The organism is Alkaliphilus metalliredigens QYMF, assembly GCF_000016985.1.
In the GTDB taxonomy this organism is placed as follows: Bacteria; Bacillota; Clostridia; order Peptostreptococcales; family Natronincolaceae; genus Alkaliphilus_A; species Alkaliphilus_A metalliredigens.
In genome coordinates, this window is the sequence record NC_009633.1 from 3545721 (window position 1) to 3564950 (window position 19230).

Consider the following 19230-nt stretch of genomic DNA (forward strand, 5'->3'; position numbering starts at 1 on the left):
TTCCTCCATTTCAGGCTATTTTATAGGTCTATAACTATTGATAAATGATTTAAGTGTAAATCCTTTTAGTAATTATTCTATCTTAGCATATCCATATCCTTCACCCTAGAATCAATTTTCCTAGGAAATATATAATCATAATTCCCATACAATGTTAGATGACAATTTCTTGACTTTGAAACTTATCTACCATTGTAATATGTTAATTACCTGGCACGACACTCCCTGTTCTTTCTAGTTCTCAAACCTTTAACTCATTATATCCTTATCATATGATTTAGAGCATGAAAAAAAAGGCAAACTATTTAGTTTGCCTGTGAATTTTCTAATGAACTGGTTACAAAGAGAACCGTCCCCATTGTATTTTTTGTTAAGTAGCTGGCTCGATTCATCCCTATTAATTTAATCTCCCGGCTTGCTGAAGCTCATGAAGCATGTATACAGCTTCCCCCCGGGTAACATAGTTTTCCTTAGAGCGAGTGTACTTTTCATACATCATTTTGTCTGCTATTTCGCTCCAGCTGAAGTTTGAATCACGTAAAACCTTTTGCATAATCAACTCAACTTCTTCATGGGATACTACCCCATTTAAATCTGCTTGATCTGTTAACTCATCTGAACTAGATTTTCTAACGGTACTCAACAAGTTTAGAAAATCTCCTTTCGATATGTTATTATTTGGCTTAAAGGTACGGTCGCTATATCCTTGAATATATCCTCTTCTTAAATAAGCATAGAGCTCCTTTCCTGCCCAGTGAGTTACAATATCACTTAACTCTACATAGTTATCATCAATGAGGACTGCATATTTACCCCCAGTGTACATCATTGCTGGAATTTTTGTGATAATTTTACCTTCCTCTAAGGTACTATATTGATAAATCCATTCATTATTGATCAATCTATAGATTCCCGCTCGATCGGAACCATAATACTCAAAGTTTAGGTTTACAGGTTTTCTAAACTGGGTCTGATTCAAATCATTAAATATTCTCACTTCAAATACCTTTGATGCAGGTTCATAGCTTCCATAAAGCTGATTAAAAGAACCTTCTTCTTTTAAAAGTCCAATGTATGTATCTCTATAGACAGTACCTGATTCAAATAAGAGCTCTACGAGCTTAACTGTATTATTTGATTGACTCCCACTCACAAAATTAACAACAGTTTCAGAATACGCTATGGTTTCTTCAAACATATTTACCCGTTTCCAATTTACATTCTCATTGGCAACTCTCATGTTTAGATCTTGATAGGATTCTGAAAAACTAGATCTGAATCCATCCTTAAAGCCCTCAAGAAACCCTAGTCGATACTGAGGAGTTTCACGTAATAAAAGAAATCGACTAGATAGCTGTTGTTGACTTTCATATTCACTCAATGCACTTTGCCAGCTATTTCCGTTGCCCTGAACATAGTAGCTGATTCCCATAGCAGATCCGACTTGCTCCCCAGCCTCGATCCCATGCTCAATTCCCATTTCTTTAGTAACTCTTTGAACATCATAATTAACTGTTCTGTATGAAAAAAGGTATTCTTCTTCGTACCCTAATTTATAACCGTCTATAAAAGCATCTAAGTATACTTTAGAGTCATTTTTTAGATGGTATTCTTGGATAATGGCACTTTCTGCTGGTAGGTTTCGTTGCCAATCACTTTTCAACCCTTTACTATAATCTTGTCGTCCCTGTTTTTCACCCAACATTCGTCCGAAAAATTCTCCATGCTCCAAACCAATACTAGTTGCACTCATGGCACTGTCAAAGGTTGTATTCCGATAACCTTTTTCATACCCACTTTCAAATCCGACTTCAAAAGCTTCTTGAAAACGACTGCGATATGGATAGGATTGACTACTAAGATTGTATTCTGACACAACTTTTGTTTTAACTTCTTTATAACTTCTTTCCCAGTTACTTCTTTCTTTATTTACCTTGTCTCTGTATCCATAAATAGAGCCCGTAGCATCTCCCCATTTTAATCCATCTTCATAACCTATTTCTCGATCTTCTGCATCTTGCTTTGCATCCGCATAAACAAGAGAAAAGTTTACAAGAAACATACTTATAATGATACAAAGTACTACAATACGTGGCCTAGTTCTTTTTGTCAAAACAAGTCACCTCTTTTCTACATAATATGATTTTAATTTGAAATATACATCAGATTCATTAGATTACTTAAAGAAGTACTCATACCTATTTAATTAGAAAAAGGAAGTATATCTCGATATAGTACTTCTAGTTTATCAAATAAGAAGTGTCCCTTTGACTTATCTGAAAAACCGGTGCTCTCAACATAGAGTCTTTGAACAGTGGCTGGATATGTTATTTCAATAGGGAGGCTTACTTCTATATTATTCCAACCCGTCCAATCTACATTATTAACTAAGGATACTTTAAATTCACGACCCTTAGAATCTATAAGCACAGCACCTATGCTATGATTATTTGTTTCAAAGCTATAAGCCCATAGGCCAAAGGTTTCTGGCTGTCTGTCAATGGTAATCGGTTCACCTTCAAAAACTAAATTGGCAACACTGTACTCTCTACTTCTAATAAAATCATATTCTAGTTTTGTAGCATATCTTCCTTCCATACTATTTGTGTTTTGAGAAACACTTCCGATTATATCCCTTGGGTTCCCAACAAAAAAAGTATTTTGAGCTTCAAAACCGTAAATTGTATCCTTTTTCCACGAGTCATTATATTCGTCGTATTCTAAATAAACTTCTTCCGATTCCCTTTCTATTAGATAAAATCCATCAAAGGGATTAGGCTGATTTTCAGCCTCTATATCATCAGTTGAAAAATAGGTTAATACACTGGGTTTTTTTGGGAAATACTTACTGACCTGCGGTACTGCATAAAAATCAATCGTCATATTTCCTGACAATAAACCATTCATATCATTGGTTATATTCAAACTATTCACAATAATCTTTTTATCATATTCACCAATTTCTTTTAAAAAGCTGATTAATCCTTCATAATTTGTTTGGTAATTAAATTGAATGGAAGTAACTTCAATAGATGCACTGTCTAAGTAAGTATTTTCATTATCCTCTTCTCCTTGTATTATTTCATTTCGCGGTTGTGTAAAATTAATCTCTGGAATTTTTATGGTCTCATATAACAGAAATTCGTTTAAAATGAGTATTGTATCCTCCTGTTCTAATTCACCAAAATAGTTTTTAGCAATATCAAGAAAGTCACTGTTTAGATTTTTGAAATCCTCATCTATGTTTATTTCCGATTGAAACGACTGATTCATCGTTATGTATCCTTGCTGCTTTAATTCCTTATCAATTCTCAACTGACCAAGGGCTTCAACTTGGGGTACAATTAAAAATTTATAATAGCTTCCTAACAATACCGTGCCCATTAATAAAAAAGCAAGGATTTTTTCTCTTTTATTCAGTATCATGATCATGCACCTCCCTTACTTTAAAAGTAATGGAAAAGCTATAAAATCCATCATTTTCCGTAATGGAAGGAATAAATATTTCATAAAAATCCCCATTATAACGCAAATTATGCTCCATTTGAGCAATGTCTAATTTAAGGTATGCATTCCCTTGAATGTGAACCTGTTCTCCATTAATGCTCATAGATTCAAAAAAAATGTCATTAGGAATTTGTTTTGAAATTTGCAACATCAATTCATCATTAATAACATCTCGGTTTTTTATTTGATGATCTAACTGGAGTAATATATCAAATTCAGATTTGAAAGCTTCCAGACTTTGTTTTTTGTTTTGAATTGTATCTAATTTCTTCTGATTCTCCAATGAATTTAGGGATTCATTTATAAAAGTGATCTCATTCTTAATTGACTTTATTTCAAAAAAATTAAGGATTGGGTAAAAAATCAGTACAAAGATAAGAATCGTTGTTAATGCTATCAAAATTAATCGCTTTGAACTTGTTTTTTCTGGCTCTACGATATAAGGTTCAAAAAAATTCAGATCTCTCATATTTCTAATAATCCCCCCCATGTTATCTTCTGATTATTGCTCCAATAGCATTAAGATATATTGGTAATTGACCTGCAACAGAATGATCTAAAATTTCTATTCCATTTAATTCATAGATTGTATCCGTAGGTATATTTAGTAAAGAATCCATATGAGATGCGATTTGATCAAGCTGTGCACTTCCTCCGTATAAATAGATATTATCGATGGTATTCTCGGAAAATCTACTGGTATAATACTTGAAAACTTTGTTAATTTCATCAACCCATGTATTCATAGTAGATCTGATCGCATCTACAGTCATGCTATTCATACCTGAATCCTCATATGAAAAGTCACCTAGCCTATCATCAGAAAGATCTGCTGACTTATATAAAGAAATTGCATCCTCAGCTACTGCTACTTCTTCTTGAAACGCTATACCTAAACCTGTAATTTCATGCTTCATCTCCCGAGCTTCAGCTAAGTTTATATTTAAGTAAGACGCAATGATTGTGTCTATTTCAGTTGCTCCGGTAGATATAATCCGATTAAATTTGTATTCTCCTCTATCAATAATAATCACATTAATATGACTGTGCCCAATATCCAATACAGCAACGGTTTTGTCGTAGATAGCAACCTTATTATTAATTAGCGTATCTTTGTGAAATAGTTTGCTAATCACATTAGAGTGAATATCTAATGCAACAGGATTTAAACCTAAAAAGTCAATAAGTTCAAAGTGATTTAAAGCAATTTCTGCGGGCACTGCTGCCACAAGAATTTTCTGTTTTGTTACATCTTCTTCAATAAATTCTTCAATTACTTTAAATTGCACGACATATTTATCTAATTCAATAGGTAGATACTCACCAATTTCATAGTTAATCATTTCTTTCATGTCCTCTGGACTCACCGATGGCAAAACGATTTCTCTAGTAAGTATCTGAGTGCTCTCTATACTAGAGATAGTAGATTTGATATCTATTTTATTTTCTTCCAATGCTCTTTTTAATACTTCTTTTAATTCCAGCATATTAATAATTTTCCCATCCTCAAAGCAATCTTGAGGCGTAAGTATGGTGACAGCTTTATCAATACTTACTTTACTATCAGCAAATTTTCCAGTGACTAGCTTAATACTGTAGTTACCAATATCCATGGATAAATAATCAGTGTTTTTTGATAAAAAGCTCAATCGATTAAATTTCAATGTATCCCTCCTCCTATGTTCACGATATAAAGTTAAACCTTCTGATAGGCTAACCTTTGAATCAGTTGATATTAGTGAATAGAATTATATTGCAAAAGCATTTTATTGTATCAGTAAATTAAAATACCACAGTACAATTTCCTCATAAAAAAACATGTTTATAAATGTTGATATAGCGATAAATGGTCCAAAGGGAATTGGATCTTTTCGTGTCTTTAGTTTTGTTCCTAACAAGAAAATAGAAATTATACTTCCTATGATAAAAGACAAAAAAGAGATAAGAAGTATGCCCCTCCAACCAAACCAGAAACCCAGCATCCCCATTAATTTAATATCGCCTCCACCCATACCACCATTTGAAATAATTGCAATGAGTAAGAATAATCCACCACCTACTAATAATCCTGTAATGCTACTTAAAATCTCAACTGATTGGTTTAAAAGTATGAGTGCTGTTAACTTATAGGCTAGTCCAAAAGCAAAACCTAATAATACAATTCCATCAGGAATAATTTGATGATCATAATCAATAAAGGTAATACAAATCAATAAACTTGTTAATAATAAATAAAAAAGCAAATGAATACTCAAACCATATTTAGAAAATAAAGCCATAAACATAATACCTGTCAACACCTCTACTAGCGGATACCGGACAGAAAATTTCTCAGCACAATACCTACATCTTCCTCTTAATATCAAATAACTGAAAATAGGAATCAAATCTATAGGTTTTAATAATGTGTTGCAATTTGAACAATGTGAAGATGGGAAAGCAATAGATTCATTTTTAGGTATTCTAAAGATACATACGTTTAGAAATGAGCCTATAAGTAGACCTAGTATAAGGATAAGGATAATAATATAAAAGTACAATTTAGATCAAAACCTTTCTCTACATTTCTTTCCAATCTCGCACTTCCCATCCTGAATTCACGGGCTCGAGTATGTGAGGGGGATAATGATAAAACATGCGTGGATCATGAACATATTGCTTGCCATAACCCCGAGTTCCCACACGAACAGCATAACGTTTATTTTGAGTCATATTTCCCCACAAATAAATCGTATCTTTTCCTGCTCCTTGATCGTAATCTTCAAACCCAAAACCTTCATTTAATGCAAACATTGCCGCATGAATATGGATATTTGTGGGTGCCACATCATATGTCCTATTGTTACGTGACGTTCGACGCCAATTCTGAAAAGTTGACCACCAGCCCCAGCCAGTGGTTCTTTTTTCCCACTGATAGTTCCAAAAATGGCCATTACCATCTGAACCATCCCGTGGCCAACCATAATGCATCACATAGACATTGTTATTTGCCACAAGTCCCAGCATATCCTTTCCTTCTCCTGTAATGGTTACTTCGCCCGTTGCGGGATTCAAGCTAAACTGTGTGTTTTGGTAATAAATACCACCGTTTACAGAGAATCCAGGGGGGGATGGAGGCACTTCCGATTCGTTAGAATAATTTAACTCACCGCTATTCCAATCATGGTCGTCATAAAATTCTGTTGGATTGCTATGAGTGATATATATATTGTTTTTTGCCGCAATGGTTAACTCTCCTGATAATGTACCGGCTATAAATAGATTTCCAGTTTCAGGCTCCCACTTACCAACACCATCTCCACCGTCAATGTAAATAACACCATTAGGAGGTATGTCGATAACATCTTCTGTATAACCAGTTAACACATTAGACGCGTTGAATTCCGGATATTTTATTCGGATTTCATCCCCTTCTAGATGAACAGATGTACGTCCATAGTAGACTGCATCATCCAATTCAGCCCACTGTTTTAATTCTGCATTAGTTTCCTGCATTGTTAGTTCTTCAACTTTTTGAGGCACTCCCCTACGGTAGGTAGGGTTCCCAGTATTTATATAACCACTAACATACGTTACTGTGTTAAAAAACTCCGGATTATCCATTGTTCTCAAAATACCGTTAGTATGAACAGGACCGTAGAGTTTGTCTGATCTCCCAAAAGAAATATTAGTCCCTTCCGATTGACTAACATAGACTTGATGAACAAACTGTTTTTTCTGTAACTGAACCTCAATCGTTCTCTTTGTCTCTGGTGACTCCTTGGACCAACCAGTAGAGGTAATCGTAACATAGCGATCTAAATCTGATGGCCATGTGACCTCAAGTTGATAATATCCATTGTCATATTCAATCGGTATTCCCAACATGTCGTCACTTTCTTGGGTTAAGTAAAAGGTCACATGGTCATTGAGTTTCCATAAATATTTACTGTATCCAGCCTCTGCATATTGAAGGGCTTTTTCCTGTGCAATAAGACCTACTTTGGAGCCACTTTCTGTTGTACCAAGTGAACCCGTTATTATTCCTTGGTTATCAACCAAAGAAAGAAGAGATACAGCAAAAATCATAACGACTAAAAATACAATCATCGTAAGCGGCAACATGAATCCATTATTGTTTTTGAGTCTTTTCATATAACCCCTCCTGACACCTATATACTTCTGTACTTCCTTTGCTTTAATCAGTCTGCCTCTACCCGACTCCTTGACATTAAAAATTTTTCGATTTCAAGGCTTCCCCCACGGATATCCAGACTATCTATGACAATCTTTAAACTTAACTTCCGTCTATAATCTGGGGGGCTATAGGTATGTTCAGGTATTGTCACTTCCTCTGGTTCTGAAAAAATGTCATTATTTGAGATATTTATTATTAGTCTTCTTTCATTTCCGTAGCTACCGCTATATGTGTAGGGATACTCAGCATTTGAACTACTACGATAACTTCTTTTAAACACTCCCCCATCCACCAAGTATCTAATTTGCTCAGGCTTGCCATCTTGAGTAATATCTGTATAAATAATTAACTCTTGAGAGTTTATGCGAACAACTGGATCTTGATCGTCATTGGGCTTTCTAGCCTGTCTAACATCACGTTCAATTTGAGCGATAACTAGTTGGATTTCCATGGCAACGAGACTATCTTCACTAATCTTCTCATAAGCAAACAAACCGAGAAACAATATATTATAAACAGCCATTAACACAATCAACAAAAGAGCAATCACTAAAATGAGTTCTATTAATGTAAATCCTGATTTTTTGCGTATCCTATTCAATCCTTTGTAAGAGTGTAACGACATAAATAATCACCTCTCAATAATGTCTTTTATCCCATGAAACTCTCTGGAACCATTTCGTCAATTTTCGTCAATTAACAAAATTCCATTTGTCATGCTATCCTCCATACGTGAATACCCCCAAAGCGGTACAGCTGATGTACTTTTCAGCGCATCATCAAAATCATCAGAATTGGGAATGTTAATATATAGCTGTCCACCTTTATTGTTACTTGCATATTTGAACAGGTTAGAGAATTTATTGTTTTCTTTCTGATAACGTGTATCTACAATTGTGAGAATCATTTTTTGGGGATCATAACCATCACGTTCTATGCTATATCCAATCTTGTCAATGTTGGAATAGAGATGATCTGAAATAATGTTTTTCATTTCAGAATTATTTTGATTGAGTAGCGACTCTTTGCTTGCAAAATAATAAATCTGATCAGCATGAGAATCAAGTTCATACGTCCAGCGATTCTCAGCATCCACAAAATTATTGCTGCTAAATTGAATTGGGAGGGTTTTCTCTCTATCGAGATCACTTCCATCTAAAACAGCAGTAAAAGAGATTTCAATAACTACATAGCCTATTGAAAAATCAATTTCTTGGTCAGGATCATCAGGATCTTCGATAGTAATTTCACGGGTACCAAACTTAAACCCGCCTTCCTTTATTGACTTATCCACTTGCTCGTCAATAAAGTCAAACCCAAAGTGAAGCAAAACTCCCTTGATTGAAGGTGAATTATTTGGAGGAGTAAATTTACCCTCCCATTCAGACCATTCATCCTCGACCTCTTCTGCAATATAAAAGTTTTCGTTGCCTTTATTGATGGTGTATTCATAGGTCCAAACAGGCCAAAAGTTTAGCTTTTCTACATTGTTCAACGAAACTGTAATCGGGTGGATTCCTTCTATATCTCCTGTGTCTGACTCAATGGTAATATTAGTTGAATCAGGAAAACCGTCATCGTTATAAAAATCAAGGCGAGCAGGAGAATCGACAACAAAACTAATTTGATTAGGCACTTCTGTAACTGTAAGGTGTTGAACCCAACGCTGATCAGTTGGTCCCGATACATTTTCAACATCATTTGGTCTTACCATAATTTCACCATAATCCCATAATTTTGGAATAATAGTATATGTGTTTGTTGTACCTTGGGGTAAATTTGGAAAAATTGCCCTTCCATCATAGTCTGTAAAAGTGGATGCAAAAGCTGCACCCGACTTTTCAATAAGTACTCTCTGAGCTCGGTTCTCATCATCAAGAACTCGTTTATATGTAACCACACGAATACCTGGCAAAGTAGGACCTCCCTGTCCTTCAAATGTAAACATGGTACCAAGAAGCGAAAACTCCCTTTCAGTTTTAGTGAAGGGATTATAGGCATATACAACAATATCAGCCTTTTTACGGGCATCATCTACCTGTCGTCCAGTTATACTAGTATCATCATCCCATGCTATTCTTGTTCGAACACGATACTCCATCCCATCAATTATGTACGGATCCGAATCAGGTCTATTTTGAAATAAGTTCTCATCTACAATTCCATCAGGTGTATATCCCCCGACTAAACCAAGTTCATCCTCATAATCTAAAGTCCTTAACCATTCCAATTGATTGCTGGCGATTTGAGCAGCAGACATTGATTGACGATGAAAAACACTGCTCTGTATTGCAAAGTTGAAAACTGGCAAAACTAAAATGGCAATGATCCCTAACAATGCTAATGAGAAAATCACCTCCACCAGTGTAAACCCCTTATTATCATGTTCAGACACATTTCTATCCATTTCTATTCCTCCTGATACCAGTATGAAATTGGTAAAATAACAGTGTTGACACTGCACTATAATTCCTATAATTCAAGCACCTGGGAAAACTCTGAAAAACTTCTTGTTAGCTCTTTTCAATTTTTCAGAGCTTTCCCTGATACTAAGCTTGAATTTTAAAGGGACAAGTAATTTTGCCCCTTTAAGATTCCATTTGATAAGTTAAGTGCCTGGCACTACTCACTCTTGAAATATGAAGGGTTTAAGGAATTATTTTTCTCAAACCCTCACCTGTGAATATTCATTTACAGTTATCATATTTATTTATTGCTTATAGTTTTTCGGAGGTTCCCTGGCACTAATCAGTCTCCTTCTCAGGCACTATTCTATTAATCCAGGAGATACGACACCATTAACAATTGTGTAAGCATCGCCACCAGTAGGATTAGCAGGTACTGCTTGTAAATAGTCTGGCGTAAGTACATCAATATCGTCCATAGCATCTAATGCAGTATTTGTGTTAGCCATATAAACCGATACCGCACTTTCTATTGTTCTGACGTTTGCATTATGAGCTTTATTCTTTGCATTATCTTGAGTTGATGCAAACCTAGGCACAGCAATCCCAGCCAAAATCCCCAAAATAGCAATAACAACAATCAATTCAATCAATGTAAAACCCTTCTTATTTCTAATCTTCTTACTAAAAATTTGTATCATTTCTTCTTCCCCCTTTAATTTTTCATAATGTTTTATTTAGCCAATGGTCTGCATCATGTCAAACATCGGCATCATCATTGCAATGACAATAAATCCAATAATCACAGCCATCACCACAATCATCAACGGTTCAAGCATGGAAACCATTTGTTGAATAGCTGCTTCTAGTTCCTCATCATAAAAATCTGCTGTTTTTGAAAGCATATCATCCAGAGAACCTGATTCTTCTCCAATACTCACCATGGAGACCATCATTGGTGGAAATACATTCATTTTCTTGAACAATACGGCTAAGCTTACCCCCTTTCGAATATCATCTACCACCATTTCAATGCCATCAGACACGACTTTGTTGTTGGTTACATTGGCTGAGGCTTCTAGTGCAGAAATGATGGGAATTCCACTGGTTAGTAAAGTGGAGAGTGTTCTAGTAAATCTTGCAGTAACTATTTTGGTAATAGAGCCCTTCACTATAGGAATTCTAAACTTCAATCGATCATAGGCTCTTTTACCATCATCTGTACTGAGCATTCTATTCAATAGAACGACAATACCAGAAATACCAATAACAAATAGATACCAAAACCTTGTAAGTACATTACTAAGGGCAAGTAGTATTCTTGTAGGTAAAGGTAGCTGAACCCCTGAAGATGTAAACATAGTCAAAAACGTTGGCATAATAAATACCAGGAGAAAAATAACGACAAGGATGGCTACGATGCTTAGAATAAGTGGATAGATCATGGCACCCTTTATTTTTGAGTTGATTTTATTCTCCTTTTCAAAATGCACACTCATTTTTTCTAAAACATCGTCTAATGTTCCTGTCATTTCGCCAGCTTCTACCATGTTAAGTAAAATTGGTGGAAACACTTTCTTGTGTTTTTTCATAGCATCTGACAGTATATCGCCTTTTTGAACTTGGGTAAAAAGATCTTCAATTACAGCCTTCAATGTTTTGTTTTCAGTCTGATCCATCAACACCTCTAGGCTACTGGTTAATGACATCCCTGCATTCAACATGGTATAGAATTGCTTGCAAAAAACTGTGAGATCCTTGGTTTTTACTTTTTGTTTAAAAAGGTTAAGGTCTTTTACCTCTTTTGATTTGTCCTTAGTTTCTTCTACCTTGACAGGAATCTGCTGTTTTTGGCGAATCATTCGGATCACTTCATTTTTTGATTCTGCAGTAAATGTTCCCTCTACACTCCCCCCTTCACTAGTAACTGACTTATATTTAAAGGTACTCGCCAATGAATCACCACCTTTCCTTATCTTTAATATTAAGGTTATCCTTTAAATACCTAATTGACGGTTGACCATATCTAAGTCTACTGCATGCTTTTGTAGGGCTTCTCTAGTAATTATTCCTTTATGATACAGTTCCATTAATGAAGCATCCATTGTCTTCATTCCTAGCTTTGATTTTGTCTGAATCACAGTTTGCATCTGGTGGGTTTTTCCTTCTCGAATTAAGTTTCTTATGGCAGGATTGCTAACCATGACTTCAAAAGCTGCAACTCTTCCAGATTCATCTGCTTTTGGTAGGAGCTGTTGGGAAATCACCCCTTCCATTACAGATGACAGTTGCACTTTAATCTGCTGCTGTTGATGGGGAGGAAATACGTCGATGATTCTGTCTATTGTTTTAGCAGCACCGATTGTATGTAAAGTGGATAATACTAAATGTCCAGTTTCCGCAGCGGTAATGGCAATGGCAATGGTCTCTAAATCCCTCATCTCTCCCACTAAAACAACGTCTGGATCTTGCCTTAGTGCTGCTCTTAATGCATTAGAAAAGCTGTAAGAGTCATTTCCTATTTCTCTTTGATTGACAATACTCTTGTTATGCTTATGTAAATACTCAATGGGGTCTTCAAGGGTTAAAATATGTTCACTTCTATTTTCATTCATATAGTTAATCATCGCTGCCAAGGTCGTGGACTTTCCACTACCTGTTGGACCTGTCACTAATATCAGTCCTCGTTTTTTCTTCGACAGTTCCGTTATTATCGGAGGTAGATCCAGTTCCTCCATTGTTGGTATTATCAAAGACACAACACGAAGTGCCATAGAATAGCTTCCTCTTTGTTTATATGCATTGACTCTAAACCTACCTAAACCTGGATTTGAATATGAAAAATCAAGTTCACCTTTTTCATGAAAGAGGATTATCTGCTCTGGGCTCATCATCTTCTCTACGATTCTTTTAGTATCTTCTGGCATCAGTTTAACTTCTCCCATTTTAACTAATTTGCCATTGATTCTAACAATAGGTGGCGAAGCTACTGTAATATGTAGATCTGAAGCTTTTGCTTCTACTGTTTTAGTTAATAGCTCTAATATATCCAAGATTGTTCACCTCATTTAAAATTTGTATTTTTCTATATGTCGATGCCATAGGTTATTTTTAATAACTCATCAATGGTAGTTGTCCCATTGATGACAAGCAATTTACAGGACTCATGAAGTGTTTGCATACCATTTTTTATGGCGTTATCCTTAATGACATCAATGTCAGCCCTATGATTGATTAAATTGCGAATTTCTCTATTCACTGCCATAACCTCATGGATGGCAGTTCTTCCTGAGTAGCCTGTATTTCCACAGGAGTTGCACCCCTTCCCTTTAAATAAATTTAGAGGTTCATTTATACCTAGTAACTTTTTATCCTTGTCAGTAGCTTCATACTGTATTTTACAATGTGGGCAAATTTTCTTTATCAATCGTTGAGCAATTATTCCTACAACAGCAGATGAAACCATGTAGGGTTCAATTCCCATATCAATTAATCTAGAAATGGAGCTTGCCGTATCATTGGTATGTAAAGTACTTAAAACCAAATGCCCTGTAATCGCAGCTCTAGTAGCAATTTGTGCAGTTTCAGCATCTCTTATTTCACCTACCAATACAATGTCAGGGTCCTGTCTCAGTATTGAGCGAAGGCCTGTTACAAATGTTAAACCTGCCTTTATATTTACCTGAACTTGATTAATGCCATCAAGTCTGTACTCCACAGGATCTTCTACAGTAATGATATTTTTATTTATTTGGTTCAGATCCTTTAATACCGTATAGAGGGTTGTGGTTTTGCCACTTCCAGTTGGCCCTGTCACTAGAATAATCCCCTCTGGGCTTTTAATAATTCTATCAAATAATTCCAGGTTTCTTTCAGTAAAACCTAGCTGTTCTTTTGTTACGATAATATTGTTTCTATCTAATATTCTGATCACTACCTTTTCTCCATATACAGTTGGTAGCACTGATATTCTCATGTCTATCGTTCTATTTTCAATAATAGTCTCTACTCTGCCATCCTGAGGAATTCTTTTTTCTGATATGTCTAATTTACCTATGATTTTTATTCTTGTGATAATTGCCGAGTGTGTAGATTTTGCAGGAGACATAATCTCCTTTAGTTCTCCATCAATCCGAACACGAATTCTTACTCTTTCCTCAAATGGCTCAATATGAACATCACTGGCTCCTAGTTTCACCGCTTGGCTAATAACTTGATTAACGAGTCTTACCATGGGTGCATTATTAACATCCTCCATTAACTGACTATCAGACTCATCTATATCTTCTAACTCATGTTGCGTTTTAAACTCTTCAACGGCTTTATCCGCATACTCCTTACCATCATAATATTTATTGACAGCATTTAATATCTCCTTTTTCGTAGCAATGACTACTTCAATGTCAATTCCCGTAATGATCTTCACGTCATCTATAGCAATCAAGTTTAAAGGGTCTGCCATGGCAACCATAAGCTTACCTCTAGTCATACTGATTGGAATCAAATTATGTTTTCTAGCAATATTTTCATTAATCATCTTAACTGCCTTAGGATTAATATGATATTTATTTAAATCAATATGTGGTATGCCCAATTGAAATTCTAAAACCTCTAGAATCTGACTTTCTTTTAAAATCCCTTCATCAACGATAAGCTCTCCTAATTTTTTTCCCTTTATTTTTTGAAGCTTCAGTATCTCATTAAGTTGATCTTTTGTTATCAAACCTCCTTCAATCAGGATGTCCCCTAAACGCATATTTTTTTGCATCATTTTATTCTCCTCAGTTCATGAAATCGATTTATATTCAAAAAAATAGAGACTAACAATCTAATTGAATATTGTTAGTCGGTTACGCCACTACATCCCTGCAGTTTAAGGCGTCCATGTATACCTGCAGTTCATTTGCTCTACATTTTTCGCTTTAATGCTTCACTTGATCAAACTATTAACAATATCCAACACTTATTACTATTACACAGTTCTACATTATACAACGAAACCCTCTTTTCTACACGAAAAAAATCGGCAAAAAGTCCTATTGACCTAGCCAAGTATTTTTCGTACATTTTTAGTAAAAGCACTGATGCTTTTTCACTGAAAGCGGCGTAAATCAAACCTTATCTTGAACTATATCCAATATATTCCTCTTAAAATCAACATATTGCCTATACTTTATCACGACATATACCGTCAAAAGTTTCCCATATTCATATTTATTTATTTGTATACTGGTTTCACTGTCTAAGGCTGGGTATTAATTAACTAAAATTTCCATTATTTATTGACGGGGAAATATTTTAGGATACCGTCTCCTGTACTACACTATTTTTCTGTGTCAAAAACCCACAAGTTCTTTAAAACTCGTGGGTTTTTTCACTTAAAAAGTCGAATAAATTTGTTAACGATTGTGGGATCAAATTGGCTGCCAGAGCATCTTATAAGCTCTTGGATTGCTTCCTGGTGAGAAATGGCTTCTTTATACACCCTGGCATTTGTCATGACATCGTATACATCCACCACAGCAATAATACGAGAGAGCAGAGGGATTTCGTCACCCTTTAAGCCCTGGGGGTATCCTGCACCATCCCATCTTTCATGATGATATAAAATATACTTAGAGATATGGATTAATTCTGGAGATGTTTCTGCAATCCGATAGCCAATTTCACTATGTCTTTTCATTTGTTCCCATTCCTGTGACGTAAGTGGCCCTGGTTTTTGCAGTATAGCATCAGAAATAGCCATTTTTCCAATATCATGAAGTATGGCCAATAAACCCAATTCATTTATTTTATCATTATCAAGATTTAGACTTTTACCTAATACAATACTCAGTTCCTTCATGCGCTGGGCGTGTTCTTCTGTTTCATGACTACGCTCATATAATGACTTTTGCAAAGAATTGATAATATGACTTCTATTACTCTTGCTTTCCAGTAATTTATTTCGATACATTTGTTCTTCTGCTTCTTTCATCACATCTATCATGGGTTCGATCTCTTTATATTTAATACCATAGCCAAGTGCAATACTGATTTGTATGGGTGTATCCATTGATTCTTCACATAGATGATAGATTCTCTTACAGATCTTTTTAATCCCTTCTTTGTCTATATGAGGTAAGAGGATTGCAAATTCATCTCCTCCCCATCTACAGACAATATCTTCCTTACGACAGGCTTTTTTAAGGATCTGTGCAGTATTGGCTAAAAGTTGATCCCCTGATAGGTGGCCGAAAACATCATTTGTTAGTTTCAACCCATTGACATCACCAATGATGATGCCCAGGGGAAGCTGTCTCTTGGTGTCAAGACGTTTCAGTTCTTCTTCAAAAAAAGCGCGATTATATAGGCCCGTTAATTTATCATAATAGCTTAAGTACTTTATTTGGTCTTCAGCTTCTTTTCTGGCTCGAATATCTGTATAAATAGCATGATCCCCAGTCACTTGACCATCAATAATGATAGGGCCTCCCCTAATACAAACATCCACTAAGGTGCCATCCTTAGTTCTTCTCACGGTATCCACTTCTATTTTTTCATTTCGGGAAGCTAGGTCATTAATCACTTGAGCTTCTTCAAAATACTCTTGGCTGGTAATTAATTCATCGATGGTTTTTCCAATGCATTCATCGGATGTATAGCCAAATATATCTATAAAGGCCTTGTTGATTTTTTGGATCTTACAATTCATATCAAGATGTACGATCCCATCTGGAGAATACTTGAAAAGAGATTCCAGTATTTTTTGTTGTGTTGTAATCTGTTTTTTTGCTTCTTTTATAAATCTGACATCAGTATAAATGGCATAGCCTCCAACAGTTCTTTTGTTGATGACAATGGGTACGCCTTTAACAAAAACATGAATTGGATTTCCAGATCTATCAAATCGCACAGTCTCTCGAAATTGACAATCTCCCTTTTTCAAAGCCTCGTAGGTAAGATGCCCCTCTATTTTTTGGAAGGGATCAACAATGTCATTAATATGCTTGCCTTTAACCGCTTCTATTTTATAGCCAAATAACTGCATAAATTCTGTATTCACATCTATAATACGTTCTTTTTCATCAAAATGAACAATGGCATCTAATGAATTATTAAAGAGACATTCATAGGATTCTTTCATGGCTTCTTTCTCTTTTAGCTCTTCATAATTTGCACGCAATTCTTCTTCATTTGCAGCTAATTGATGTAGGGTCGCTTCTAGCTCTTCGTTTAATTCCTGAAGCATTTGTTCGTTTTCTTCAAGTCTTTTTTCTTTTTCCTTTAGGGATGTCACATCAGTGATAAAACCTTCAAGATACAATTCATTACCCTCTATATCCTTTATGATCTGCATATTTAATAGGGCATTTACAATACTCCCATCTTTACATTGATATTTTACTTCGTGGTTCGTCACCTTACCTGTTCGTCTTATCTGCTCCACTATTTCTGCACGATTATATTCTTTTGCAAGAAGCTGGGTATCTATACTTTCAATGGAAGAAATGACTTCCTCTGGTGAGTCATATTTGAATATGGTGGAGAGTGCTTTATTGGCATACGTAAACTTTCCGTCAAAGGTACTATGAAAAATACCGATTAGTGCATCATCAAATAGGGTCATATAAGTATTGGTATTGGTATTGGTATTGGTATTAGTATTTACATTTAACACCCTAAGCACCTCCGAGTTTAAAAGCAATTTTATGCCTTGCATTCTCTACTTCTATTCTATAACTATTTACCATAAAATTCTATCTTTTTCTTTTTTAATAACAATTCTCTCTGATTAATGATCGAATTTATCATTATTCGTCAATTTTTTCAACAAGTTATTTTTAAATAATATTTGGTGTAATTTTTCGCTTTATTTGATATCGATAAAACAAATTCACCATTACGTAAAAAAAAGCGCGATCCATTCTCTTGAAGAACCCTTTTTGCCATAGGGTTCTTTTTACGATGGATTTGTAAGAAAAAACCTCATTGTATAGCTCCCAATAGGCTGTAGTCAGCTCTTGGGGTGTCATGTTTTGTGGAATATGAACTGCTTCACTTCCATTATAGGAATATATGTCCTCTTTATAAATTCGCCCGGCAGACTTCATTTCATCAAAATATTTAGTTCCAGGGATGGGGGTCAGGATATAAAACCTAGGTACCACAATTTTATTGTCCTCAATAAATTGGGCTGTGGCGGCAATGGACCCTAGGGTATCTCCATCTGCCCCTACTACCATTTCCGTTGAGACATCGATGCCTGCCTCTTGAATGGTCTTAATGAGATGAGGATAATGGCTTGGATTGGCCCAGGATTTATCCATATCGTTCAGGCTTTCCTGGGTGATACTCTCTAGACCAAAGCTCAAGGCAATACAACCACTATCGGCCACAGCTTTCAGTAGCTCAAGATCCTCTCCAATGGTAATGGCGCATTGGGAAATCCACTTCATCTTAAGCTTTTTAATTTCACCACAAAGGGTCATGAGGTAATCCCGGTCTGCAATAATGTTATCATCTAAAAGCAAGAACTTTTTAAAACCTAATTCTTTTATCTGAGCAATATCCCGTAGCACATCTGGTATGGCCCTTTTCAAGTACTTGTTTTTATATAAGCAATGAACAGAGCAAAAGCTACAGCTGTTGGGACAGCCTCTTCCGGCTTGCACTGGCAGAAAATCCCCAATGTTTTTCCCCATGATTAAATCAAATCGAGGCAGGGGTGTGGACAACTCATTTAATTCTTCTTTATAAAAATCCTTCAATTGGCCACTTTCATAATCCTCCAGTAGCTGACCCCAGACTCCTTCTGCATCTCCAATCACGACACTATCGCAATATTTTTTCGCTTCTTCCCCCATGAGGCTGGCCATATAGCCTCCCATGATGACGGTTTTACCCCTCTTTTTAAATTCAGTGGCAATGTCTATGGATCGAATAATGGCATGACCCATACTACCAATGGCAACCACATCTGCATCGCTTTCAAAGGGGATCTCCTCTATGGTCTCTAAAACAATTTCCACCTGCCAATCCTCTGGTGTCAGGGCTGCCAGTAGGGGGAGTCCTAATCCTACGAAGTACAGTTTATTCTTTTTAATGGGTCGTCTTTGGGAGTCATAGGGGGTGGATTGAATTAACAATAGTTTTTTCATA

Annotated in this window: 14 protein-coding genes and 1 riboswitch; all 14 genes read right to left on the reverse strand. The window is 35.7% G+C overall.

What is annotated here, in order from left to right; all coding sequences use genetic code 11:
• Positions 1-397: 397 nt before the first annotated feature.
• A complete protein-coding gene (locus AMET_RS17060; protein WP_012064562.1) occupies positions 398-2113 on the reverse strand; it encodes an S-layer homology domain-containing protein in 1716 nt (571 codons plus the stop codon).
• A gap of 89 nt (positions 2114-2202) precedes the next feature.
• The gene (locus tag AMET_RS17065; protein ID WP_012064563.1) at positions 2203-3426 is read right to left on the reverse strand and encodes a hypothetical protein; all 1224 of its coding nucleotides are present in this window, start codon (positions 3424-3426) and stop codon (positions 2203-2205) included.
• On the reverse strand, positions 3413-3976 hold the full coding sequence (locus tag AMET_RS17070) for a PilN domain-containing protein (protein WP_012064564.1): 564 nt from the start codon (positions 3974-3976) through the stop codon (positions 3413-3415). Before AMET_RS17070 ends, AMET_RS17065 begins: the two co-directional genes overlap by 14 nt.
• Before the next feature lie 22 nt (positions 3977-3998).
• Entirely contained in the window at positions 3999-5171 is a 1173-nt protein-coding gene (gene pilM / locus AMET_RS24490) for a pilus assembly protein PilM (protein ID WP_012064565.1), read from the reverse strand.
• A 102-nt stretch (positions 5172-5273) separates the two neighbouring features.
• Positions 5274-6047: a prepilin peptidase gene (locus AMET_RS17080; RefSeq protein ID WP_012064566.1), complete on the reverse strand. Its 774-nt coding sequence runs from the start codon at positions 6045-6047 to the stop codon at positions 5274-5276.
• 19 nt (positions 6048-6066) lie between these two features.
• On the reverse strand, positions 6067-7641 hold the full coding sequence (locus AMET_RS17085; RefSeq protein WP_012064567.1) for a hypothetical protein: 1575 nt from the start codon (positions 7639-7641) through the stop codon (positions 6067-6069).
• A 47-nt stretch (positions 7642-7688) separates the two neighbouring features.
• A complete protein-coding gene (locus AMET_RS17090) occupies positions 7689-8309 on the reverse strand; it encodes a prepilin-type N-terminal cleavage/methylation domain-containing protein (protein WP_012064568.1) in 621 nt (206 codons plus the stop codon).
• A gap of 57 nt (positions 8310-8366) precedes the next feature.
• Positions 8367-10091, reverse strand: coding sequence for a type IV pilus modification PilV family protein (locus AMET_RS17095; RefSeq protein ID WP_012064569.1), 1725 nt, complete (start codon positions 10089-10091; stop codon positions 8367-8369).
• A gap of 360 nt (positions 10092-10451) precedes the next feature.
• Positions 10452-10790: a competence type IV pilus major pilin ComGC gene (locus tag AMET_RS26965; protein ID WP_012064570.1), complete on the reverse strand. Its 339-nt coding sequence runs from the start codon at positions 10788-10790 to the stop codon at positions 10452-10454.
• Between the two features lie 36 nt (positions 10791-10826).
• Positions 10827-12044, reverse strand: a complete 1218-nt coding sequence (locus AMET_RS17105) for a type II secretion system F family protein (protein ID WP_012064571.1) — start codon at positions 12042-12044, stop codon at positions 10827-10829.
• 42 nt (positions 12045-12086) lie between these two features.
• Positions 12087-13142 carry a type IV pilus twitching motility protein PilT gene (locus tag AMET_RS17110; protein WP_012064572.1) on the reverse strand — a complete coding sequence of 352 codons (1056 nt, stop codon included), beginning with the start codon at positions 13140-13142 and terminating at the stop codon, positions 12087-12089.
• A gap of 32 nt (positions 13143-13174) precedes the next feature.
• Positions 13175-14860: a GspE/PulE family protein gene (locus tag AMET_RS17115; RefSeq protein WP_012064573.1), complete on the reverse strand. Its 1686-nt coding sequence runs from the start codon at positions 14858-14860 to the stop codon at positions 13175-13177.
• Between the two features lie 64 nt (positions 14861-14924).
• A riboswitch (cyclic di-GMP riboswitch) is annotated at positions 14925-15007 on the reverse strand.
• Positions 15008-15463: 456 nt separating this feature from the next.
• On the reverse strand, positions 15464-17749 hold the full coding sequence (locus tag AMET_RS17120; protein WP_049765299.1) for a PAS domain S-box protein: 2286 nt from the start codon (positions 17747-17749) through the stop codon (positions 15464-15466).
• 163 nt (positions 17750-17912) lie between these two features.
• On the reverse strand, positions 17913-19229 hold the full coding sequence (locus AMET_RS17125; RefSeq protein WP_012064575.1) for a B12-binding domain-containing radical SAM protein: 1317 nt from the start codon (positions 19227-19229) through the stop codon (positions 17913-17915).
• Position 19230: the final 1 nt, after the last annotated feature.

Bases quoted from the DNA above. Each gene is read 5' to 3' on its own strand.
- AMET_RS17095 (WP_012064569.1), bottom strand. From the start codon at position 10,091: ATGGATAGAAATGTGTCTGAACATGATAATAAGGGGTTTACACTGGTG.
- AMET_RS17125 (WP_012064575.1), bottom strand. From the start codon at position 19,229: ATGAAAAAACTATTGTTAATTCAATCCACCCCCTATGACTCCCAAAGA.
- AMET_RS17065 (WP_012064563.1), bottom strand. From the start codon at position 3,426: ATGATACTGAATAAAAGAGAAAAAATCCTTGCTTTTTTATTAATGGGC.
- AMET_RS17070 (WP_012064564.1), bottom strand. From the start codon at position 3,976: ATGAGAGATCTGAATTTTTTTGAACCTTATATCGTAGAGCCAGAAAAA.
- AMET_RS17090 (WP_012064568.1), bottom strand. From the start codon at position 8,309: ATGTCGTTACACTCTTACAAAGGATTGAATAGGATACGCAAAAAATCA.
- AMET_RS26965 (WP_012064570.1), bottom strand. From the start codon at position 10,790: ATGATACAAATTTTTAGTAAGAAGATTAGAAATAAGAAGGGTTTTACA.
- AMET_RS17115 (WP_012064573.1), bottom strand. From the start codon at position 14,860: ATGATGCAAAAAAATATGCGTTTAGGGGACATCCTGATTGAAGGAGGT.
- AMET_RS17085 (WP_012064567.1), bottom strand. From the start codon at position 7,641: ATGAAAAGACTCAAAAACAATAATGGATTCATGTTGCCGCTTACGATG.